Source organism: Shimia abyssi, from assembly GCF_003014475.1.
Lineage (GTDB): Bacteria > Pseudomonadota > Alphaproteobacteria > Rhodobacterales > Rhodobacteraceae > Shimia > Shimia abyssi.
On record NZ_PYGJ01000008.1, the window covers coordinates 107,754 to 129,126 of the forward strand.

23 protein-coding genes and 1 tRNA gene are annotated in these 21,373 nt (G+C 55.9%); 11 read left to right on the forward strand and 13 right to left on the reverse strand.

Annotated features, from left to right (window positions below; translation table 11 throughout):
• Positions 1–4: 4 nt before the first annotated feature.
• A protein-coding gene (locus CLV88_RS13395; protein WP_106608914.1) for an IS5 family transposase occupies positions 5–762 on the reverse strand; the annotation gives its coding sequence in 2 pieces (ribosomal slippage) (positions 5–426 and positions 426–762; 759 coding nt in all).
• A gap of 287 nt (positions 763–1,049) precedes the next feature.
• Here CLV88_RS13395 and CLV88_RS13400 point away from each other — a divergent pair.
• On the forward strand, positions 1,050–2,153 hold the full coding sequence (locus tag CLV88_RS13400; protein ID WP_106608915.1) for an alpha/beta hydrolase: 1,104 nt from the start codon (positions 1,050–1,052) through the stop codon (positions 2,151–2,153).
• A gap of 606 nt (positions 2,154–2,759) precedes the next feature.
• On the opposite strand, the gene CLV88_RS13405 is transcribed toward CLV88_RS13400, so the two are convergent.
• Positions 2,760–2,835, reverse strand: a tRNA-Thr gene (locus tag CLV88_RS13405).
• Positions 2,836–3,117: 282 nt separating this feature from the next.
• Between CLV88_RS13405 and CLV88_RS13410 the strand changes: the two genes are divergently transcribed.
• Positions 3,118–3,531 (forward strand): (R)-mandelonitrile lyase, encoded by a 414-nt coding sequence (locus tag CLV88_RS13410; RefSeq protein WP_106608916.1) that lies wholly within the window; start codon positions 3,118–3,120, stop codon positions 3,529–3,531.
• A 22-nt stretch (positions 3,532–3,553) separates the two neighbouring features.
• Here CLV88_RS13410 and CLV88_RS13415 read toward each other — a convergent pair whose 3' ends face one another.
• The 5 genes from CLV88_RS13415 to CLV88_RS13435 all read right to left on the reverse strand — a co-directional run bounded on the left by CLV88_RS13415 (position 3,554) and on the right by CLV88_RS13435 (position 7,564).
• On the reverse strand, positions 3,554–3,832 hold the full coding sequence (locus CLV88_RS13415) for a hypothetical protein (RefSeq protein ID WP_133169965.1): 279 nt from the start codon (positions 3,830–3,832) through the stop codon (positions 3,554–3,556).
• Between the two features lie 159 nt (positions 3,833–3,991).
• On the reverse strand, positions 3,992–4,936 hold the full coding sequence (locus CLV88_RS13420) for a Gfo/Idh/MocA family oxidoreductase (protein ID WP_106608993.1): 945 nt from the start codon (positions 4,934–4,936) through the stop codon (positions 3,992–3,994).
• A gap of 11 nt (positions 4,937–4,947) precedes the next feature.
• Positions 4,948–5,802, reverse strand: a complete 855-nt coding sequence (locus tag CLV88_RS13425; protein WP_106608918.1) for a class III extradiol dioxygenase subunit beta — start codon at positions 5,800–5,802, stop codon at positions 4,948–4,950.
• On the reverse strand, positions 5,802–6,206 hold the full coding sequence (gene ligA, locus CLV88_RS13430) for a protocatechuate 4,5-dioxygenase subunit alpha (protein WP_106608919.1): 405 nt from the start codon (positions 6,204–6,206) through the stop codon (positions 5,802–5,804). The genes CLV88_RS13425 and ligA overlap by 1 nt, the downstream gene beginning before the upstream one ends.
• A gap of 131 nt (positions 6,207–6,337) precedes the next feature.
• Positions 6,338–7,564 (reverse strand): LysR family transcriptional regulator, encoded by a 1,227-nt coding sequence (locus CLV88_RS13435; protein ID WP_106608920.1) that lies wholly within the window; start codon positions 7,562–7,564, stop codon positions 6,338–6,340.
• Between the two features lie 128 nt (positions 7,565–7,692).
• On the opposite strand from CLV88_RS13435, the gene CLV88_RS13440 reads away from it, so the two are divergent.
• The 6 genes from CLV88_RS13440 (at position 7,693) to CLV88_RS13465 (ending at position 12,381) form a co-directional block, all read left to right on the forward strand.
• Complete coding sequence (locus CLV88_RS13440; RefSeq protein WP_106608921.1) at positions 7,693–8,430, forward strand: PIG-L deacetylase family protein; 738 nt, start codon at positions 7,693–7,695, stop codon at positions 8,428–8,430.
• On the forward strand, positions 8,427–9,119 hold the full coding sequence (locus CLV88_RS13445; RefSeq protein WP_106608922.1) for a 4-carboxy-4-hydroxy-2-oxoadipate aldolase/oxaloacetate decarboxylase: 693 nt from the start codon (positions 8,427–8,429) through the stop codon (positions 9,117–9,119). Before CLV88_RS13440 ends, CLV88_RS13445 begins: the two co-directional genes overlap by 4 nt.
• A gap of 93 nt (positions 9,120–9,212) precedes the next feature.
• Complete coding sequence (locus CLV88_RS13450) at positions 9,213–10,268, forward strand: 4-oxalomesaconate tautomerase (protein ID WP_106608923.1); 1,056 nt, start codon at positions 9,213–9,215, stop codon at positions 10,266–10,268.
• On the forward strand, positions 10,265–11,152 hold the full coding sequence (locus tag CLV88_RS13455; protein WP_243403665.1) for an amidohydrolase family protein: 888 nt from the start codon (positions 10,265–10,267) through the stop codon (positions 11,150–11,152). The genes CLV88_RS13450 and CLV88_RS13455 overlap by 4 nt, the downstream gene beginning before the upstream one ends.
• 14 nt (positions 11,153–11,166) lie before the next feature.
• On the forward strand, positions 11,167–11,523 hold the full coding sequence (locus CLV88_RS13460) for a protocatechuate 4,5-dioxygenase subunit alpha (protein ID WP_106608995.1): 357 nt from the start codon (positions 11,167–11,169) through the stop codon (positions 11,521–11,523).
• Between the two features lie 12 nt (positions 11,524–11,535).
• The gene (locus CLV88_RS13465) at positions 11,536–12,381 is read left to right on the forward strand and encodes a class III extradiol dioxygenase family protein (RefSeq protein WP_106608924.1); all 846 of its coding nucleotides are present in this window, start codon (positions 11,536–11,538) and stop codon (positions 12,379–12,381) included.
• Here CLV88_RS13465 and CLV88_RS13470 read toward each other — a convergent pair.
• Positions 12,378–13,244, reverse strand: coding sequence for a helix-turn-helix domain-containing protein (locus tag CLV88_RS13470; protein ID WP_165798894.1), 867 nt, complete (start codon positions 13,242–13,244; stop codon positions 12,378–12,380). The two genes, CLV88_RS13465 and CLV88_RS13470, sit on opposite strands and share 4 nt — an antisense overlap.
• Before the next feature lie 90 nt (positions 13,245–13,334).
• Here CLV88_RS13470 and pobA point away from each other — a divergent pair, with 90 nt between their 5' ends.
• Positions 13,335–14,504 (forward strand): 4-hydroxybenzoate 3-monooxygenase, encoded by a 1,170-nt coding sequence (gene pobA / locus CLV88_RS13475; protein ID WP_106608926.1) that lies wholly within the window; start codon positions 13,335–13,337, stop codon positions 14,502–14,504.
• Here the strand turns inward: pobA and zapE are convergent.
• Positions 14,501–15,565, reverse strand: a complete 1,065-nt coding sequence (gene zapE / locus CLV88_RS13480) for a cell division protein ZapE (protein WP_106608927.1) — start codon at positions 15,563–15,565, stop codon at positions 14,501–14,503. The genes pobA and zapE overlap by 4 nt on opposite strands.
• A 139-nt stretch (positions 15,566–15,704) precedes the next feature.
• Here zapE and CLV88_RS13485 point away from each other — a divergent pair, with 139 nt between their 5' ends.
• Complete coding sequence (locus CLV88_RS13485; protein WP_106608928.1) at positions 15,705–16,940, forward strand: MFS transporter; 1,236 nt, start codon at positions 15,705–15,707, stop codon at positions 16,938–16,940.
• A 150-nt stretch (positions 16,941–17,090) separates the two neighbouring features.
• Here the strand turns inward: CLV88_RS13485 and CLV88_RS13490 are convergent, their stop codons facing one another.
• The 3 genes from CLV88_RS13490 to CLV88_RS13500 all read right to left on the reverse strand — a co-directional run bounded on the left by CLV88_RS13490 (position 17,091) and on the right by CLV88_RS13500 (position 19,642).
• A complete protein-coding gene (locus CLV88_RS13490; protein WP_106608929.1) occupies positions 17,091–18,002 on the reverse strand; it encodes an ornithine cyclodeaminase family protein in 912 nt (303 codons plus the stop codon).
• Positions 17,999–18,622, reverse strand: a complete 624-nt coding sequence (locus tag CLV88_RS13495; RefSeq protein WP_106608930.1) for an HAD family hydrolase — start codon at positions 18,620–18,622, stop codon at positions 17,999–18,001. Before CLV88_RS13495 ends, CLV88_RS13490 begins: the two co-directional genes overlap by 4 nt.
• A 69-nt stretch (positions 18,623–18,691) precedes the next feature.
• Positions 18,692–19,642 carry a DMT family transporter gene (locus CLV88_RS13500; protein WP_106608931.1) on the reverse strand — a complete coding sequence of 317 codons (951 nt, stop codon included), beginning with the start codon at positions 19,640–19,642 and terminating at the stop codon, positions 18,692–18,694.
• 94 nt (positions 19,643–19,736) lie between these two features.
• Between CLV88_RS13500 and CLV88_RS13505 the strand changes: the two genes are divergently transcribed.
• Positions 19,737–20,552, forward strand: coding sequence for a class I SAM-dependent methyltransferase (locus CLV88_RS13505; protein ID WP_106608932.1), 816 nt, complete (start codon positions 19,737–19,739; stop codon positions 20,550–20,552).
• An 11-nt stretch (positions 20,553–20,563) separates the two neighbouring features.
• Here CLV88_RS13505 and CLV88_RS13510 read toward each other — a convergent pair whose 3' ends face one another.
• Positions 20,564–21,307, reverse strand: coding sequence for a M48 family metallopeptidase (locus CLV88_RS13510; protein WP_106608933.1), 744 nt, complete (start codon positions 21,305–21,307; stop codon positions 20,564–20,566).
• Positions 21,308–21,373 lie beyond the last annotated feature (66 nt).

Consider the following 21,373-nt stretch of genomic DNA (forward strand, 5'->3'; position numbering starts at 1 on the left):
GGACTCATAACCAAAACAACACCGCTGCCGCGAGGGCGATGGCAGACAGGAAGATTATAGGGCATCTGTCGTAGCGGGTCGCGACCCTGCGCCAATCCTTCAGCCGTCCGAACATGTTCTCAATCTGGTGACGGCTTCGATAAATCTTGGTGTCATGTTGGATGGCGTCTTTGCGGTTCCGCCGAGATGGGATGCAGGGTTTGATCCTCTTTTCTTTCAAGCCCTCACGGAACCAATCGGCGTCATAGCCGCGATCCGCCAGCATCCAATCGGCAGCAGGCAGTGAGGGTAAGAGCGCCGGTGCGCCGATGTAATCGCTGACATTCCCCGCAGTCAGAAATAGTTGGATGGGACGACCCACCGCATCGGTAACGGCATGGAGTTTCGAGTTCAGCCCACCCTTGGTGCGGCCAATCAGGCGACCACGCCCCCTTTTTTAAGCCCCATGCTGGACGCTGTTCTATGGGTTTTCAGGTGGGTCGCATCGATCATTAGTGTGCCTGTAGCATCGCCTTTAGCGGCCAATTCGGTCAGGATCCGTGCAAAGACGCCCATCTGGGACCATCGCGCCCATCGGTTGTATAGCGTCTTATGTGGCCCATAGTCTGATGGAGCGTCTCGCCAGCGCAAGCCATTGCGAATGACATGGATGATGCCACTGAGAACCTTTCGGTCGTCAGCACGAGCAACACCACGTTGCTTTGGGAACATGTGCTTGATGCGGTTGAGACGCTCTTGGTCGAGCCAAAACAGATGCGACATGGACAATCCTCCTGTCGCACATGAATCACGTTAAATGGGTGAATGGAATCGACCATCGCAAGGGCCGCTATCCATCGCGATCCAGTCATCCGATAAAAAGAGTCAGATGACCGTGATGAGCCCCAAGGCGGCATTAAATTCCGACGATGTTATGTCTGTAAGGGTCGCAAAGAGATTATCGGACATTGCCCTATGTCAAGGTAGCCATGCCCAGATTTGTTAATTTGTGTACGTTGTTTACAACGATACGAGCTCTTTGGTTAGTTCAAGCGAGGGACAAGAATACTATGAAAATCATTCGATTTTTCGTTTGCTTGACGACGACGCTTTTGTTGGTCGCGTGTTCGCCGCCACCGGAGCTGATCGGAGTGGACAATCCCAATGTGCCTGTAGGTTCGGTTGAAGCCGCGAAAAAACAAAAAGTATTCCTGATGACTACGCGGCAAGAAACAGAAACCGTTGGGGCCCTATACTCGGATCGGCGTGCCCCTGAACTGGGGTTGGCGTCTGTGCAGGTTTCCATTCCACCTACGCACGTCGTTGGTGAGTTGGAACGCCCAAAAAGGTTACCGCCTGATCCAAGAACGGAGTTTGCCGTTGTCGAACCCACCATCTACGCAAGTGAGCAAGCCTTCATTGACTCTGTGAACAGAGAGCTGCGCAAAATCCCCAGAGGGCAAAGGGATATCCTCTTCTTTGTTCATGGTTACAACAATACAACCAGTGACGCAGTTCTTAGGTTGGCGCAGTTTGTTGAGGACAGCGGGTTTCAGGGTGTGCCAGTACTGTTTGATTGGGCATCAGCCGCGCGCCTTACACGATACGTCTACGATTTGAACAGCGCCTTGGTCGCTCGGCCAAGGCTTCCCGAAATAAGTTCGATCATGGCCCGAACAAATGCGGAAGGATACGACATTTTTGCGCATTCTATGGGCGCGTTTCTCACCATGGAAGCGATGAAAGACTCAGCCCAGACGGGCAGGTTCAATGCCCAAGGTAGGCTTCAAACCATTATCCTGGCTTCACCTGATATTGATATGGACTTGTTCCGCTCACAGTTGGAGCAAATTGACACAAAATTCGACCGATTTTTTGTGCTGTTATCTGGAGATGACAGCGCTTTGAGCATTTCTCGAAAAATAGCTGGGGGAGTGCCACGCGTGGGTGCGTCTAATATTGACGAGCTCGCCACGCTTGGGGTCATCGCCATTGATCTAACCAAGGTCAGCAACTCCAGTTCCGGCAGCCATTCAAAGTTTGCAGGCTCTCCGGAAATCGTTAAATTGATTGGCAATGGCTTGAATGACAACAGTCGGTTTGATCGAAGCCAGCGAGCGACACGACTAGAAGAAGTCATTGGCAGTATTCCAATCACAATAGCATTTGAATGAAGAAGAGCCTTTCGGATTTGCGCCCGCTTTAATTTTCGTTTTTCTTCGAGCTGGCCGTTTGAACTGCCAACGGCTATGACCGAGTTGCGGGACTTTTCGGTCCTTCCATTTGGATCGAAGCAAGTCTGCTCCTCAAGGTTAGCGCAGCCTCAAACTTCCAAGGAAAATTGCAAGCCTCGCGGCAGCGGTGTTGTTTTGGTTATGAGTCCAGAGCCTAGCCCAAAAACCCATTTTGTGGAAATTTGAAATGTTGGCCCTTCATCGGTCCTTGGTCTGTGGCCGTGAAGATTGAAGTGCCTCCCTTACCTACGGGCCGCCACCCATGTAGCACATGTAGCACGTGTAGCACGCTACCCCCTGCCAAACCGTGAACTCTGAGGGAGCGCTTAACAGGAAAACATATTCATAAATATGATTTTGAAAATATTAAGAGATTGCCCGTGCAACTTCACGGCAAGGCAGTGACCGGGGGTTGCAGGCGATACGGCACCAAACAGCACTAACAGGCTTTAATGGTAGCGTTGAATATTCGGGGGACAATTCAGGGGATGCGCGAAACAGTAATTCGTTTTTATGCAGCAATTTCAGTATATTAGATGGGAAGTATGGTGCCTCAAGAGGGACTCGAACCCCCGACCTTGTCCTTACGAAGGACCTGCTCTACCAGCTGAGCTATTGAGGCCTTCTTCCCTTTTTCGATGGCCAAGGAATGGCCAGTTCGAGAATGTGCGACTTCTCTAACGAAATGAAGTGAAAGGTCAATAGGCTGAGTGCTCAATCTCGATTGAACTGTCCCAGTCGCGCTGTGCTTTCACTTTATCACTTATGCTGGAACCTGTTCCGCAAAGTGGCTGTGTCTAAGATTTGCGTGGAACCAATTGCAGTCGCGATCAAAAATGAAGTGTTTACATCCGCACGAATGGCAGAGTGAATGTGAGGGCATTCATCGGAGGGGGAGGTGCCAATGGATATCTTTGAAGCGGGAAGCCGGGCGAGTCAGTTGGCAAACAGCGATTATTTTGCCGGTCGTGTCTGGCAGAACCCTATTGTGGACGCACCAGAGCCCGCCCGCCTGAACGCATTGTGGGTGACGTTTGAGCCGTGCGCGAGGACGGCGTGGCATACGCATCCGTTAGGGCAGACATTACATGTGGTATCGGGCGCTGGGCTAGTTTGTTCGCGCGGTGCCGCACCACGTGTCATTCGGGCTGGCGATACGGTCTGGATTCCACCCGGTGAGGAACATTGGCATGGGGCTGGTCCAGACACGGGTATGGTGCATCTAGCGATGCAGGAAAAGCTTAATGGGCGGGCCGCTGACTGGCTCGAGCATGTGAGCGCAGAAGATTATGCGCGCGCGCCTGTTGCAGCCAGGTAATGGGGTGAAAACCGGTGCTTTTTCAGGCAAAGAGATCCGCATTTTGGGTGTTTAGACGGCTGCGTGCACGGTCGAGCTTGAGATAGGCGACCTGCATCCGTTCCAGTGCGCGGTTCCGGTCGTCGTATAGGCGGCGCATCCGAGAGCCGGGGTGACCAATCAGGCGCACCTTTGCGGATGTTATGTCTGGCATAAGCGCGCGGGTTTCGCGCTGGGCAAGTCGCAGGGCATTGTCAGCTTTGGTAAATGCCAGAGTTGCGTGAACCACGAAACGGTGGCGCGTTCTGAGAGCGGGGTGCATTTTTTGGCCTCCATCATTGTGGGGCTGACCCGGTGCAGCCATGGGTTCAGTTTAGGAAGCCAGCCTGAGTCGGGTCAATGAACAGTGCTGTGAGCACGGTCGATACGCCAAAAACCGCCATGCGAGCACATGGCGGTTTGGTTTGGGGATGGGGGAAGGCTACGAAAAGCTTTTTTCGATGCGATCCAGCGTTTCCATCGCGGCCAGCACGTCGTGCACTGTGCCATTAGGTTCGCGGCCTTCCTGGATAGCGGTGATGAATTCGCGGTCGATCAGCTCGATGCCATTGTTGGACACGGCGACGTCGCTGAGGTCGATCGGGTTTTCCGAGCCGTCGTAAAGGTCATCATAGCGGGCGATATATGTGCCGTTGTCGCAAATGTATCGGAAGAACGTCCCAAACGGGCCGTCATTGTTAAAACTGAGCGATAGGGTACAGATCGCGCCTTGTGGAGTTTTCATGCCAATCGCCATGTCCATTGCGATGCCCAGTTCCGGGTGCGGTGGCCCCTGAAGGCCGAAGCATTCCGAGGCGGTTTCGCCGGTTTGGTATTGGAACAGGTCAACAGTGTGGCAGGCATGGTGCCAAAGCAGGTGGTCTGTCCAGCTGCGTGGCTCACCCTTGGCATTCATGTTGGAGCGTCGGAAAAAATAAGTTTGCACGTCCATCTGCTGGATTTTGAGTTCACCCGCTGCGATCTTGTTCTGTATCCATTGGTGGGATGGGTTAAAGCGGCGGACCTGACCGGCCATAGCCAAAACGCCGGTTTCTCTTTGCACGTCACAGATCATCCGGCTGTCGGCCAGTGAATCCGCCATAGGGATTTCTATCAGCACCGGTTTGCCAGCGCGCATACAGGCGACGGCCTGCTCAGCGTGGATCTGGGTGGGTGTGGCGAGAATGACGGCATCGACATCGTCGCGAGCAAGGCAGTCTTCCAGCGAGGTTGAAGCGTGTCCAATGCCGCGTTCATTGGCGAGCGCTTCGATCTTGGATTGGGTTGGCCCCATGACCGAGGTAACCGATACGTCGTCGATAGCGGCCAGCGCATCCAAATGTTTCAACCCGAACGCACCATAAGCGCCTGCTACGCAAAGTCTCATCATTGCCCCCGTTAGCTTGTTTTGTTTTCAAGAATGATGTGTCCCACAGCCGTGTTTGAGGCGGGCACATGATAGTGGCGATGCACTTCGGTCACGTCGTCATCCAGTGCGCCGCGCATAACGTGCCACATGACCATTTCGACTCCCTCGGAACCGGCCTCGCGCAGGTATTCCACGTGGGGCATTTGCGACAGGCTGACAGGATCGGTTGTCAGTCGGTTCAGGAAATCGGTGTCCCATTCTTTGTTAATGAGACCAGCGCGTTTGTATTGCAGTTGGTGGCTCATGCCACCGGTGCCAAAGATCACAACGTTCAGGTCTTCGTCAAAGCTCTCAACCGCGCGGCGCACAGCTTTGCCAAGGTTGTAACAGCGATTACCAGTTGGGGCGGGGTATTGCACGACGTTCACACAAAGCGGCACGACCAGCACGGGCCATTTATCGTCTGGCCCCTTGTCGCCAAACATGACCGACATGGGCACGGTCAGGCCGTGATCGACCTCCATCTCGTTCATGATGGTGATGTCAAATTCGTCAAGGATCAGCGATTGGGCGATGTGGCTGGCCAGTTTCTGGTGGTTTTTGACAACGGGTACCGGTCGCGGACCCCATCCTTCGTCGGCAGGGGCAAATTCTGCCGCACAGCCCAAGGCGAAGGTGGGGATGCAGGATGCATCAAACACTGTGCAGTGGTCATTATAGACCAGAAAAATCACGTCTGCCTTTTGGTCCTTCATCCATTCGCGGGACTTTTCAAAGCCTTCGAAGACGGGTTCCCAATAAGGCTGTTCGGTGATGCCGCTGTCCATGGCGACACCAATGGCGGGTACATGGCTGCACCCGACTCCTGCTGTGATACGTGCCATCAGTCGTTTTCCTTTTTGTCCCATTCGCTTTGATAGCGGTTGCCCTCGGGAGAGCGACCGCCATGCAGCATCATGTCTCTGTATGCCTCGCGGCCCATACCGGTCATGATGCCCGCGAGGTCCTGAAAATTGATCCCGTCATTCGCGGCGAGTTTGCTGGTGTAATAAATGTTGCCGCCAAGTTCGAGCAAACGGTTCCATTCGCGATTGAGCACGGCGGCGCGCTGTTCCGCGGTCATTGGATAGGCGTCAAGGTAGCTCTCTTCGTTTGTGTTGAAGGTATCGCGGTTCTCTTGCAGACGTAACGAGATGCAGAATTGATTGAGGTGATACCCTTCGCGGCCCCGGTCGGCATCGAAGACGAACGTACCGGGTATGTCCTCATAGTCCTTGTCCATGCCCATGGGCGCTTCTCCTTGGTTGGCGACGTTCTATTTTCTTGCCGTTGGTCAGGTCGAGCCTATCACCGAGGGTTCATGTTGTGCCAATTCAATTCACCAGATCAGCATTGAAAAAAGCTATGTTGGTGGCGATTTCAGTGTGGACCTTCTTCGGAAACGGTGCTGAATTTTTGCAGGAATTCAATGAACTGGGCTTGTGTTTTTGTGGGGTGCCATCCCTTGCGATAAGTTAGGCCAATGTCGCGGTGGTGGCCGGTCAAGGGGATGTTCAGAGGGGTGATCATGCCCAAGTTTTCGTCGACGCTGATCTGGTGGCGTGACACGACAGACACGTATGGGCCTTCGGCCAGGATGCTGCGCAACATGACCATCGATGAAGATACAATGCGTACAGGGGTTTGTTCGCGATCTTCAATACGCAACGTTTCAAACAGAAATTGTCCGCCGGGTGTTTCACGCGGAGGGGCAATCCATGGGTAGGCCAGCGTATCCTGAAGCGTGGCGGATGGGCGTTGCGCCAAGGGGTGAGAAGGGTGCGCGACAATGGCGAGCGCATCGCGGAAAAGGAATTCCTGATGCACGTCGTCGGCGGGAGGTGGATCGCGCAGCGCGCCAATAAGGCAATCAAGGTCGCCCTCTCGCAAAGAGCGTAAAAGCTCCAGATAGCGACCGTCGATAACGCGGATCTGGATGCCATCATTGTCGCTGACCATCGCGTGTATCGCACGGGGCACGATTGTTGTGCGGGCCAGCGGCAGGCTGCCAAGGAGGAAAGTGCCTTTGTCCTTGCCTTGTGCGCGGCTGATCTCCTCAATCCCTTGCCTGATTTCGGCCTGTGCCAGCTTGGCCCCCAGAACAAATGATTCCGCGGCCGGAGTGAGCGCGACCCCGGAGGGGCGGGCGGTGAAGAACGTCATTTCAGCTTGCGCTTCGAGGCTGCGGGCAGCGCGGTGGACGGTTGGTTGTGACAGATCCAGATTGCGCGCCGCAACTGTGAAGCTACCGCTATTGGCGATGGCGATCAATGTGCGCAGTTGGGCCGCAGTGACGGCGCGTTCAAAAGAAGGGCGACGGCGGCGCGTTGCACCAGCTGCGCGCAGGGCAGCACGGGCCCCGGTTTCAAGGTGCGCGAGAGCCGATGTTGCCCGTTTCTGGAAGGCAATCCCGCATTCGGTGAGTGAGAACTGTTGACGTCGGCGTATCAAGAGCGCGGCACCCAGGTCGGATTCCAGTCGGGTGATGGCCTGTGTTGCCGCGGGTTGGGACAAGTGGCACCGCTCAGCGGCGTGGGACACGGATCCAGTAGCCGCAGCCTCGAGGAAAACGCGCATGTGGCGAATATTGGGGAAACCGTTCTGCATGACGTCCTATAGCTTTACGTTATAGTAAGGTCTCATTTCGAAATAGGCAATTCAAAGCTGAGTGGAGTAAGTTCTGCGAATGGTCGTTTTTTGCGTCGGCCAGAGTCAAAACCAGCGGGAGCCCGTTTATGTCAGACACAAAGACAGCATTGGTTATTAGTGCGCATTCGGCAGATTTTGTTTGGCGCGCAGGAGGTGCCATCGCTTTGCATCAGGCCAAGGGCTACGAGGTGACGGTAGTGTGCCTGTCTTACGGCGAGCGCGGTGAGAGCGCGAAGCTGTGGAAACAGGACGGCATGACGCTGGATAAGGTTAAGGTAGCGCGCCGGGAAGAAGCCGAGAACGCAGCGGCCGCGCTGGGTGTGAACGACATCCGGTTTTTTGATGTTGGGGATTATCCGCTTGATCTGGGGCGGGAGACGCAGGATCGCATGGTGGATGTGATCCGCGAGGTTCAGCCAAGTTTCATGATGTCTCATTCCAAGTGGGATCCGTACAACACTGACCATATGAACACGACCCAGTTCGCGCTGGAATGCCGGATGATTGCGCAAGCTTGGGGGCATAATCCGGGTCAAAAAGTGCTCGGCGCGCCGCAGTTGTATCTGTTTGAACCGCATCAGACCGAGCAGATGGAGTGGAAACCCAGCGTGTTTCTGGACATCACCGATGTCTGGGACAAGAAATGGGCGGCCATTCAATGTATGCAGGGGCAGGAGCATCTTTGGAATTTCTATAAGAACGTGGCCGAAAACCGCGCCAACCATTTTCGGCGCAATTCCGGCGGGCAGGCCGGGGGACGTGCTGCGCAATATGCCGAAGGGTTCCAGACGATATTTCCGACGACTGTGGATGAGCTGACATGAGTTCTCAGCCGGGCACAACAGGGGTGGTCGTCCAGAAAGTTGAGCGCGCAGATCAGGCGGTGATTGACGGGCTGGCGGAATGTGGTGTGTCGACTGTTCACGAGGCGCAAGGGCGCAAGGGGCTGTTGGCGGCGTATATGCGACCGATATATCCCGGTGCCCGGATTGCCGGATCAGCGGTAACGATTTTGGCTCCGCCCTGTGACAATTGGATGATCCATGTGGCCATCGAACAGCTTCAGGCCGGGGATATCATGCTGTTGGGCACAATCACGCCGTCAGATGCGGGGTATTTTGGCGACCTGTTGGCGACATCCGCTATGGCGCGGGGGTGCCGTGGATTGGTGCTTGATGCCGGTGTGCGGGATGTGCGCGACTTGACGGAGATGAAATTCCCGGTCTGGTCCAAGTCGATTCATGCGCAAGGCACAATCAAGGAGACGTTGGGGTCGGTGAATGTGCCTGTGATATGTGCGGATCAGCTGGTCAATCCGGGTGACATCGTGGTGGCCGACGATGATGGTGTTTGTGTGGTGCGCCGCAACGAGGCGGTTGCCGTTCTTGAGAAAGCGCGGGTGCGGGAGACCAGTGAAGAGGCTAAGCGGGCGCGGTTTGAGGCGGGTGAGCTGGGTCTAGACATGTATGACATGCGTGGGCGTTTGGCGGAAAAAGGGCTGAAATACGTCTGAGGTGTTTCGGATTGCTTGCGCAATCCGACCGGGCGGGGGGTGCCCCCCGCTCCCCCCGAAGTAATTCCGGCAAGATGAAAAAGGACGTTTGGTATGAGTGGCGGGATACGGTGCATGTGGATGCGTGGTGGTACGTCCAAGGGGGCGTATTTCCTGGCCGATGATCTGCCAAGTCATCCTGAGGCGCGGGATGCAATTTTGCTGCGGGCGATGGGATCACCTGATTTGCGCCAGATTGACGGGATTGGTGGGGCCGATCCTCTGACCTCGAAGGTGGCGGTTGTGAAGGCGTCGGCCCGGCCCGGTGTGGATGTGGATTATCTGTTTTTGCAGGTGTTTGTGGATCAACCGGTTGTGGCGGACACGCAGAATTGCGGGAATATATTAGCCGGGGTAGGACCATTTGCCATTGAACGGGGGTTGGTTCAGGCACGAGAGGGTGAGACGCCGGTGGCGATCTATATGGAGAACACCGGGCAGGTGGCAGTTGCGCGGGTGGCAACGCCAGGTGGTGCCGTGACGTATGATGGCACAGTGCAGATTGATGGTGTTCCGGGCGGCGCGGCAGCTGTGCCGATTGCGTTTCGCGATACGGCCGGGTCGTCTTGTGGGGCGTTGCTGCCAAGTGGCAATGTTGTTGATCTCGTCGAAGATGTGGCCGTGACGATGATTGACAATGGAATGCCCTGTGTCGTGATGCGGGCCGCGGATTTGGGGATTGTCGGGGATGAAGCGCCGGAGGTTTTGGAGAGCAACGCCGCCTTACGTGCACGGCTTGAGGCGATCCGGCTGGCCTGTGGGCAGATGATGAATTTAGGTGATGTTCGGGAGAAATCCGTGCCCAAGATGACGATGGTCAGCGCGCCGCGTAGCGGTGGTGCCATAGCGACCCGCACGTTCATCCCACATCGTTGTCACAAGACAATTGGCGTATTGGGGGCGGTGAGTGTGGCGACGGGCTGTTTGATTGAGGGATCGGTTGCCTTTGAGCTGGCAAGTCGCGGTGAAGGGGCAGAGCGCAGCATGTCGATTGAGCATCCTACTGGAGAAATGACCGTGGTCGCGCGTCTTGATGGCAGCAGTATTGTGGGCGAGACGGCGATCTTGCGGACGGCGCGCAAGTTAATGGATGGGGAGGTGTTTGTATGAGTGAACAGGAAATGGACGCGAATTGGCTGGTTTTTCACCCCAACCCGAAAGTGCCTGACTTTGATTTACCCGAGGGGGCAGTGGACGCACATTGCCATGTGTTTGGACCCAGCCCAGAATTTCCGTTTGCGCCTGAGCGCAAATATACGCCATGCAACGCAGGCAAGGATAAGCTTTTTGAATTGCGTGATTTTCTGGGGTTTTCGCGCAATGTGATCGTACAGGCTACGTGCCACGGCAAGGACAACCGCGCGATGGTGGACGCCTGTCATGCGGGTGGTGAGCTGGTACGGGGGGTGGCCAGCGTGGGCGCTGATATCACACGCCAAGAGCTGGCCGAGATGCACGACGCCGGCGTACGCGGCGTGCGGTTCAACTTTGTGAAGCGGCTGGTGGATGCGACGCCTAAAGACGTGTTCATCGACATTGCAGACAAAATTCAGGAATTTGGCTGGTCGATAGTGGTCTATTTTGAGGCTGCGGATCTGGAAGAGCTGGAGCCATTTCTGAAACAGTTGCCCGGTATCATCGTGGTTGACCATATGGGCCGACCTGATGTGACCAAGGGCGTGGATCACCCGGATTTTGATCGCTTTATCAACCTGATGGCGCAAAACGAGAATATCTGGACCAAGGTGACATGCCCTGAGCGGCTGAGTGCTGTTGGAGTGCCCTATGACGATGTGATCCCGTTTTATCAGACCATTGTCGACCGGTTCGAAGACCGGGTGCTATGGGGCACCGACTGGCCACATCCAAACATGAAATCGCATATGCCGGATGACGGTGTATTGGTCGATTACATTCCGAAAATCGCGCGAACCTCCCAACAGCGGCAAAAGCTGCTCGTCGATAACCCTATGCGACTCTATTGGGCGCAATGATCCAGGAGGATACGATGGAACAACCGGGCTATGACTATCATGTCGACATTCCGGGCACGACGATCTTTGACGGCAGGATGGCCATGAAGGGCTATGCGCTGAATAAGATGTGCTATTCGTTTAACAGCAGAGAAAACCGTGAGGCGTTTGCCGCCGATGAGGACGCCTATATGGCGAATTATAGGCTGAGCGATGCGCAAAGGGATGCGGTTCGCGCGCGGGATATTCTTGGGATGATCGAGGCAGGTGGGAACATATACTATTTGGCCAAGCTGGCAGGGATTTTTAAGCTGTCTGTGCAAGATGTTGGTGGGCTGCAAACCGGGCGCACGACCGAAGAGTTTCAGGATTTCCTGAACTCACAGGCGTGAGGAGGGGTTCACATGGCCAGAATATTGGGTGGAATCACCACGTCGCACATTCCCGCAGTGGGCAATGCAATTGCCAAGAATTTGCAGGACGATCCGTATTGGAAGCCGTTTTTTGACGGCTACCCTAAGATTCACGCATGGATCAAGGAACAGAAGCCAGATGTGGTGATCAATATCTATAATGATCATGGACTTGGGTTTTTTCTGGATCGCATGCCGACATTTGCCATTGGTGCGGCGCATGAATATCGCAATGAGGATGAAGGCTGGGGTATTCCTGAGCTGGATCCGTTTCCAGGGGCGCCGGAGTTAAGCTGGCATATCATCGAGTCGATGGTCAGCGATGAATTTGACATCACGTCTTGTCAGGAACTGCCGGTGGATCACGGGTTTACTGTCCCGATGCAGCTATTCTGGCCCGGCGCTCCACATAATCCGGATATGCCACGGGCCATCCCGATCAGTGCGAACACGGTGCAGCACCCGATCCCGACGCTGAAACGGGCGCTGGATTTTGGCAAGGCATTGCGCAAGGCGGTGCTGAGTTATCCCGAAGACATCAAGGTGGTTGTACTGGGCACTGGTGGATTGTCGCATCAATTGGACGGGCAACGGGCCGGATTTATCAACAAGGAGTTTGACCTCTATTGCCTTGAAAACATTGTCAGTAACCCGGAGGTTCTAACCGAGATTTCGCGATTGGAACTGGTCGAAAAGGCCGGAGCGCAGGGAACGGAGTTCCTTATGTGGATGATGATGCGCGGCGCGTTGGGGGATGATGTGACCGAGTTGACGCGCAATTATCACATTCCGATTTCCAATACGGCCGCTGGGACATTGCTGTTGGAATGCGCCTAACGTTTTGACATGGCGCGCTGGCGGAAATCTCTTGGTGACAATCCGGTGGCGCGCGAAAAGACCCGGCTGAAATAGGCCGGGTCTTCGTAGCCCAGCGAATAGGCGATCGTTGATACAGGCAGGTTGGTATAGACAAGATTACGCCGGGCTTCGCGTACGATGCGTTCTTCGATGAGGTGAGACGCCGGGCGGCCGGTCGCGGATTTTGTGATCCGGCTAAGATGGGTCGACGTGACGGCAAGGGCGTTTGCGTAATCGGACACCGACCATTGGTCCAGAAAATGCTGTTCGATCAATGCCTCAAACCGCGCGAGAAGCGCAGGTTTGGCGATTGGGTTGCCCGAGATATCCGCGTGGAACGCCGCCTGTGCGATATATCCAAGCAAAAGCGCGCAGCTTGCCCGTAAAATCTGGGCGCGGGCAAAGGGGCGGCTGGCAAAGACCGTGGCGATCTGGGCGACGGTTTGAGAGATGTCAGGCGTGGCAGGGCGGGAAAATGGACGGTTCAGGAACGCGGTCAGCCCTTCTGCGCTGTGCAGGGTTTCGTCGAGACTTTCGGTGGCAAGTGTGATCACCTGCCCTTGGGTGCCGTTGTCGAATGTGAAGCCATGAACAACGCCTGTTGGCACGTTGACAAAGGTGCTTGGCGTCAATTCGCAACGCTTGCCATCAAGCGATGCGTGGCCTTGTCCGTTTTGAATGTACAACACCTGATGCAAGCGGGCGTGCCGATGCGGGGCAAATTCCCAATCATGCAAGCGTGAACGCGCCTCGATGGTCTCGCAATGCACTACGTCGGGCAGATCGCCAGCCTCGCCAAAGAGATTATAGGTTGCAATCGTCTGGTGATCTGAAGGTTTCATGTTTGATTTGTACAAGTTTGACCCTATCCGGTCCATTCAGAAATAGGCTGTTTAACCTAGTATGATGGAAGCGCGGGAGGAGGACAGGATATGAAAACTCAAGTTTGCATCATTGGCGGCGGGCCTTCGGGGCTTATGCTGTCGCAGCTTTTGCACCTTAAGGGGATCGATACGATCCTACTTGAACGTCAAAGCCGGGAATATGTGTTGGGTCGTATTCGGGCCGGGGTATTGGAACACGGGTTTGCCGCGCTGATGCGAGAGGCGCAATGCGGCGATCGTATGGATCGCGAAGGTGAAATCCATAACGCATTCTGCGTTGCGAGCGGAGGTGAGGTTCACCGGTTAGATTTGCAGAAACATTCTGGCAATTCGGTCATTGTATACGGCCAGACCGAATTGACTCGCGATCTATATGAGGCGCGGGACCGGATGAAGGGCACTGTGATCCACAATGTCGAGGACGTAAAGCTGCATGACCTGAAGGCAGAGAAACCAAATGTCACCTATCGGGACGGCGACAATATTGTTCGAATTGATTGCGATTATGTTATTGGCGCGGACGGGTTTCACGGGGTCAGCCGCAAGTCGATTCCGGGGGATGTCTTGAGGGAATACGAAAAGGTCTATCCCTTTGGGTGGCTTGGGGTTTTAAGCCGGACCAAGCCTGTGTCACCGGATCTGATTTATGCGCGGCACGAGCGCGGATTTGCGCTGTGTTCGCTGCGCAGTCAGGTGTTGAGCCGGTATTACATTCAGGTGCCGTTGACCGACGATGTTGAGGATTGGAGTGACGATGCCTTTTGGTCTGAACTGAAGCGGCGACTGCCCCAGGATTTAGCCAATGTTATGGAAACGGGGCCGTCGATCGAGAAATCCATCGCGCCTTTGCGCAGTTATGTGGCCGAGCCGATGCGCTACGGGAACCTGTTTCTGGCGGGGGATGCCGCGCATATCGTACCACCAACCGGAGCGCGGGGGTTGAATACAGCGGCGTCGGATATTTACTATCTTTATCATGCGCTTACGGATCATTATCTGAATGGTGATGACGCCGGGCTTGAAGGCTATTCGGAGAAGGCGCTGGCGCGGGTGTGGAAGGCGCAGCGGTTCAGCTGGTGGCTGACATCGTTGCTGCACACGTTCCCCGACAGCATCGACTATGATCAACGCCTCCAGGATATAGAGATGGAGTATCTGTTTTCGTCCGAAGCGGCACAGGCGGCGGTTGCGGAAAATTACGTAGGGTTGCCGTTCTAGGCGTCTTGGCCCCAATCGGCATCTTGCATTTCGCGCAGTCGGCTGGCGGTGCGTTCGAATTCGAAAGTGCCCTCGCCTTCGACATAGAGCATTTCGGGCTCGGCACGGGCGGAACAGATCAAGCGAACCTTGGCCTCGTATAGCGCATCGATCAGAGTCACAAAGCGTTTGGCTTCGTTGAAGTTATGGCGCGAAAGTTGCGGAATATCCTCTAGGATCAAAACTTTGACCGAATTGGCGATGGTGAGGTAATCGCCGGGGCCAAGCATTTTGCCGCATAGGTCAAAGAAACTGGCACGGGCAATACCGTTTCGGAAGGCGGGGAGTTCGACCTGCCGCCCTTTGACCGTCAGGACCAGCGGTTCTGCATCGCCACCTGTGAGGTCTTGCCAGATCGAGGTGATCTGGGCGCGGGCCTCGGTTCCGGCTTGGACAAAGTATACCTGATTTCCGGAGAGGCGGTCTTGACGATAGTCGGTTGGGCTGACCAGTTCCCAGACGCGCATTTGTTGTTTGATCAGGTCGATGAACGGCAGGAAAAGCTGGCGGTTGAGGCCATCCTTGTAGAGGTTGTCGGGGATGCGGTTTGAGGTGGTGACGACAACGGTGCCGGCGGCAAAGAGGTGCTCGAACAGCCGACCGACGATCATGGCGTCCGTGATGTCGGTGATCTGCATTTCGTCAAAGGCGAGCACGCGCACGCTGTCGGAGACGGCATGGGCCACAGGTTGGATCGCGTCTGCGACGCCGTCCTTGCGGGCTTTGTGCATTGCCTCGTGAATTTCCTGCATGAAGGCGTGGAAATGCACGCGGCGTACCGGGACGTCAAGCGAGTCGACAAACAAATCCATCAACATGGATTTGCCACGGCCAACACCACCCCAGATATACAGCCCCTGAACCGGTTCAGGCGTGGCCTTGCGAAACCAACCTTTTTTGACGGGCTTCAAAAGCTCCGCACGGATGCGTTCGAATTGCGGCAGGATCGCTTCCTGGGCCGGATCGGCCTGAAGCGTGCCTGCCGCGATTTTTGCGGCGTAAATCTCGGGCAAAGTGCTCATGCCCAAGACTTAGCCAATGCGCGGCGCGGAGGGAAGACACGCGCGACATATGACAGAATATGATCAATGTCTGAACAAATGCTGAATTGACCGAAGGTCGAGCGCGCGGCATGGTTTTCGCGCGCATCAGGAGGCCGATATGGAGCGACACATCCCCCTCTTTACACCGGCCTTGATCGTCGGCTGTATGATCATTCTGGTGTCCTTCGGCATTCGTGCCAGCTTTGGCGTGTTTCAGATTCCAATTGCCGAAGAATTTGGCTGGTTGCGCAGTGAATTCTCGATGGCGATTGCCATTCAGAATCTGGCATGGGGTATAGGGCAGCCCATTTTTGGGGCAATCGCAGAGAAATTTGGCGATCGCAAAGCTATCATCCTTGGTGCGGTATCTTATGCCGGTGGGTTGGTGTTGTCGTCCTTTGCCGTGACCCCGCAAGCACATCAAATGTATGAGATTTTTGTCGGTTTTGGGATCGCAGGCACAGGCTTTGGCCTGATCCTTGCCGTGGTGGGGCGTGCAAGTTCAGAGGAAAACAGATCAATGTCGCTGGCAATTGCCACGGTTGCGGGATCCGGGGGGCAAATCTTTGGCGCGCCGTTGGCGGAGTGGATGCTGAGTTTTATGACCTGGCAGGCGACGTTTTTGTTGTTTGCGGTCAGTATCTTGGCGGTGCTTTTTTTGCTGCCCTTCATGCGTTTGCCTGCTCAGAGCAAGGCTGGGACGAGTCAAAGCATGGTGCAGATACTGGGCCGTGCGGTGCGGGATCCGTCGTTTACATTGATTTTCCTCGGGTTCTTTAGCTGCGGATATCAGCTTGGGTTTATCACCGCGCATTTCCCGGCGATGATCACTGAGATGTGCGCTGCGGTGGACCCGTCGGGCATGTTGGCCAGCGTGGGCGTATCGACAACTTCTGCGCTGGGGGCAGTGGCCATCGCGCTGATTGGTTTTGCGAATGTTTTTGGCACGCTGGCCGCCGGATGGGCAGGGAAGCGTTTTCCTAAAAAGTACTTGCTTGCAGGGGTTTACGTTGCGCGAACAGTGGCGTCCGCTGTGTTCATCCTGTTGCCGATCACGCCGCTGAGTGTGGTTGTGTTTTCACTTGTGATGGGGTCGTTGTGGCTGGCAACGGTGCCGTTGACGTCTGGCTTGGTCGCACATTTGTATGGCGTGCGATATATGGGCACGCTGTATGGAATCGTGTTTTTCAGCCATCAGCTGGGCAGCTTTGTCGGGATCTGGCTGGGCGGGCGGATGTACGATGCGTTTCACGATTACACAGCGGTTTGGTGGGTTGGTGTGGCTGTAGGAGCGTTTAGCGCCGTGGTGCATTTGCCGATCAAGGAGAGCGTGCGCCAGACGGTGGTGGCGTGAGTTAACGGCGCTTTTGCGGGGAAAATACCACGTCGGTATTCCGTCGGTAAAACATCGGTATTGCGTCGGTTCCATTTTGGACGTTGCGCGCAGCGGATTTGGTTAACGCGACGCGCGCTCCTCAAGCCTTTGGCGGGCTCTCCTCGCGATTTAGGCGCCGGTCCATTGGTCGAGAATGTAGCGTGAGGTCATCAGATCAAGATGGGCCCCACCGCCATTTTTGAACAGGGTGATTTCGTCGTCCGATTGGCGCTTGAACGCATCAAGCGCGTAGTAATCGGCCAGCACATCGTTGCGGGAAATTACGCCGGACGCCAGAGGACGTTTCAACTCGCCAATATGGTCGAGGGTCGTCTCAAAGCTGTCGACAAAAATGCGGGCGCGTTGCAGGGCTACGTCGTCAGCCTCGCGCATGTCGGGACGGTAGGCGCCAATCAGGTCGACATGTTGGCCGGGCCGGAGCCATTCACCCAGTAGCGTGGGTTCGGTCGACATGGTGGCGCAGGTGATGATATCGGCGGCGGCAACAGCGGCGGGCAGGTCGAGTGCGATTTTGAGACCGGGGATTTGCGCTGCCATCTTTTCAGCATTGGCGGCGGTGCGGTTCCAAACTGTGAACTGCGCATTGGGGAACGCCGCTGAATAGGCTGCGTGCAGATTGCGCCCCACGGTACCTGCGCCGACGATCAGGATATTGCGACTGTCCGGGCGGGCAAGGCGGCGCGCGGCCAGAAGGCTATCGCCGGCGGTTTTCCATTTGGTGACAAGGTGAAAGTCGAGCAGGGCCTCTAACCTGCCATGGGCATCGTCAAACAAGGTGACAGCGCCGTGGATCATCGGCACTTCCTGCGCTGGGTTGTCGGGAAAGACGGTGGCTGATTTCACACCGATGCCCAACCCGTCGATCCATGCCTGACGTTGCAGCAGGGTGTCTTTGCCGCGATAGAGGAAGCTGTCGGAGATCTCGGCCTTAGGCAAGGTGTGGCCAGCGGCGAGCGCGTCTGTGAGAGCGAGCCAGTCGAGATTTTCCTCGCCCGCTGCAAAGGGGATGATAGTGGTCATGTCGCGGCCTCTGGGGTGAGCAGTCCCTCGGCAACGAGGCGGTCGGCCCAGCCTTGGGGGGTGGTGAAGAGATGGGTTTGCCATCCGCGCGCTGCGGCGGCGTCGATGTTTTCGGGGCGGTCGTCGGCGAACAGCAGGCGGGCAGGGGCTATGCCGCAGTCTTCCTCGACATGGGCGTAGATTGCGGGGTCGGGTTTGATCAGTTTCAAACGGCCCGAGACATATTCGCGATCAAATTCGTTGAGAAACGGGTAGACCATTTGCGACAGAGGGAAATTGTCGTGGCCAAAGTTTGTCAGCGTAAAGACCGGGATGCCGGTGGCCTTGAGCGCATAGAGCAGGCGGGCGGAATGTGGGATATCGGGCGCGGCGAGATCGTTCCAGTTGTCGTTCCACATGCGCAATTCGGTTTCCCAATCGGGGAATTTTGCCACCAGCATGTCTACGGTTTCCGGCAGCGACGCGCCCCGGTCGATTTCGAGGTGATGGGTGTGGATGTCTGTGGCGGCAAAGAAAGCCTTTCGCCGCGCGACCCCGATGGTGCGGTCGTAGAAGTTTTCCGGTTGCCATTGGATGAGCACGTTGCCGATATCGAATATGACGGCGTCGATTGAGGGCATAGGATTGGTCCTGAAAATGCGTTTGGTTTTTAGGCACAGTAGGGGGTGCCCATTACCGGGGCAACCGGATCAACGACGCAATCGGGGGCTTTCTGTTGGGGGCGTGTTGGTGCGGGCCTCGCGCCAGAAAACGAAGAGGCCCGCGCCGATGATCAGGCACATGCCGATCCATGTGGTGAGTGGGGGCCATTCGCCAAAGACCAGCACGCCAAAGATTACGGCCATGGGCATCGCAAAATATTCCAGTGGGGCGATCATGCTGGCCTCGGAAATGCGGTAGGCTTGGCTAATGAAAAAGCCGCCACACGCGCTGGCCACGCCCAAAAGTACAAGCAGCGGGATGTCAGCTGAGGCCGGGCGGATCCATTCACGCAAGAGAAACGCGAGCATTTCGCCGCCCTGATCGACATATCCGCCATGGCCAAGAGTGAGGCCGACGCAACCGCTGATGACGACAAAAACGATCTGAATATAGACGGCCATAGTGGCCGCGCTTTCCGTGTTGCCAATTTTGCGGGTGAGAATGTGCAGCGTGGCGTAGGCGAAGGCCGCTATGATTGGCAACAGGAGGGCAAGGTTGAAAGCACCCGTGCCCGGGCGGATCATGATCAGTACACCGAGCATTCCGGCGCCAACCGCCAAGATACGGCGGGGGCCAATCTTTTCCGCCAGAAAGATTGCGGACATGGCGGTGATGATCAGCGGTGAGATAAAGAACACGGCCACTGCATCAGCCAGAGGCAGGACAGCGAGGCCGAGAAAAAAGGTGGTATTGGCAAAAACTACGCAAGCCCCGCGCAGCATGTGCATCCCCAGGCGTGTTGTCCGCAACACCGAGAAACCACCCTGTAACGGGACAATGACGATCAACAGCAGGCAGAGCGCCACAATGGAGCGGGCAAGCACGATCTCGTGCAGGGCGTAATTGCCGGAAAGAAATTTGATGACAACGTCATTGATCGAAAAGAAAAACGCCGCCAACACCGCAGAGAGCGGGCCAAGAGGAATGCGATTGGTCATGATGTCAGTTGGCTTTAGGAAAGACACACGGTCTAGCGGGAAAGCGACATGGTGCGTAGAATGCGACGCTTGGATTTTGCGGGAGTGATCACGGATGGTCGAATATAAAACGACTACGTCTGAAGTGGCGGCGTGTTGGGAACGTAATGCCGAGACGTGGACGCGGCTGTCGCGCAAGGGATATGACGTGTATCGCGACCGGCTGAATACGCCAGTCTTTCTGGGAAATCTGCCTGATATTGGCGGCCAGAAAGGGCTGGACATTGGGTGTGGCGAGGGCAGCAATACGCGCCAGTTAGCCAAGCTTGGCGCGAGGATGACCGGAATTGATGTAGCTCCGACGTTTGTGGCGCACGCGCGTCAGGCCGAGGCAACGGCGCCGTTGGGGATGGACTATGAGGTTGCGGATGCAACGGCGTTGCCGTTTGCGGATGGCGTGTTTGATTTTGCGGTTGCGTTCATGAGCCTAATGGATGTGGCGGATCAGGAGAGTGCCGTGAAAGAAGCGTATCGGGTGATCCGCAGCGACGGTTTCTTTCAGTTTTCGATCCTGCATCCTTGCTTTGCGCCGCCCAGCCGCGAAACTTTGCGTGATGCGGCAGGCAGTGTGACGGGAGTGCGGCTGGGTGAGTATTATCAGGAGAATGACGGGTCCGTCGAAGAATGGACCTTTGGAGATGCAAAGCGGGCAGGAGAAGAGATTTCGGAGTTGTTTCGGGTTCCGCGGTTTCACCGGACCTTGGCAACATGGGTGAATATGTTGATCTCAACGGGGTTTGTTATCGAACATATGGCCGAACCGCGCGCGTCAGAGGCGGCGGCGATCGCGTATCCAAAGATTGCGGATACGCGTGTGGTGCCGATGTTTCTGCACGTACGGGCGCGGAAGCCCAGTGTAAGGCCAGTATGATACGCTTGGGGTTATCGGTATTTCGCGGTCAGGCGATCATAGTCACGTGATGACACACGACCAACAGTTCGCCCGGACGATCCAGCCTTGTTACTGAGAGAAATGGCGCGTTGGCGATTCCTGGGATGGGTTCCGTGTAACGCGTGGGCAATGCCATCGATGTCACCAAATTCGTTGGCCATATTACGAAAAACCTTGCTCGCCTCATCTGGCGCGTAACCGGCACGGACGAAATATTGAAAGCCGACATTGTCGGCCTGCGTCTCTGCCGAGCGGCTGTAACCAGAGACCGAGCTAGCGGCGAGGATATCGAGGGCGGCACGCTGCCCCGCGCCACTTACTTCGCCAGCGGCCGTATTGATGAGGACAGCTGTGCGGGTCATGTCGCGTATGCGTTTGGCCGAATGCGCCTGTGTTGAGTGGGCCATTTCATGCGCTAGAACCATCGCCATCTGAGCCTCGGTATGGGCGATCGGAATAAAGCCGGTATGCACAAAAATGACGCCACCACCCGGTGTTAGCGCATTTGGTTCCCGTTCGTTCATCAGGTAGAGCGTCCAGTCGGGTCCAAGGCCGTTTGCACTGGCGATCTGTTTGACCATGCTTTGCAACTTGCGTTCGAGCGCGCGGTCACTGCTGCGACGGTGTGTCTGCAGGTAGTTTTCGGTTGATTTGTTCGCAATTGCGCGTTGGCGGTCCAGACTAATGTCGGACGTGGCGGCGACCACCAGAGCCGTTCCAGCCAGTGCCACCATTTCTTATTCGGACAAGTTACAGCCGGATAGAGCGAGGGACATGCTTGCCCCAAATACGATTGGACT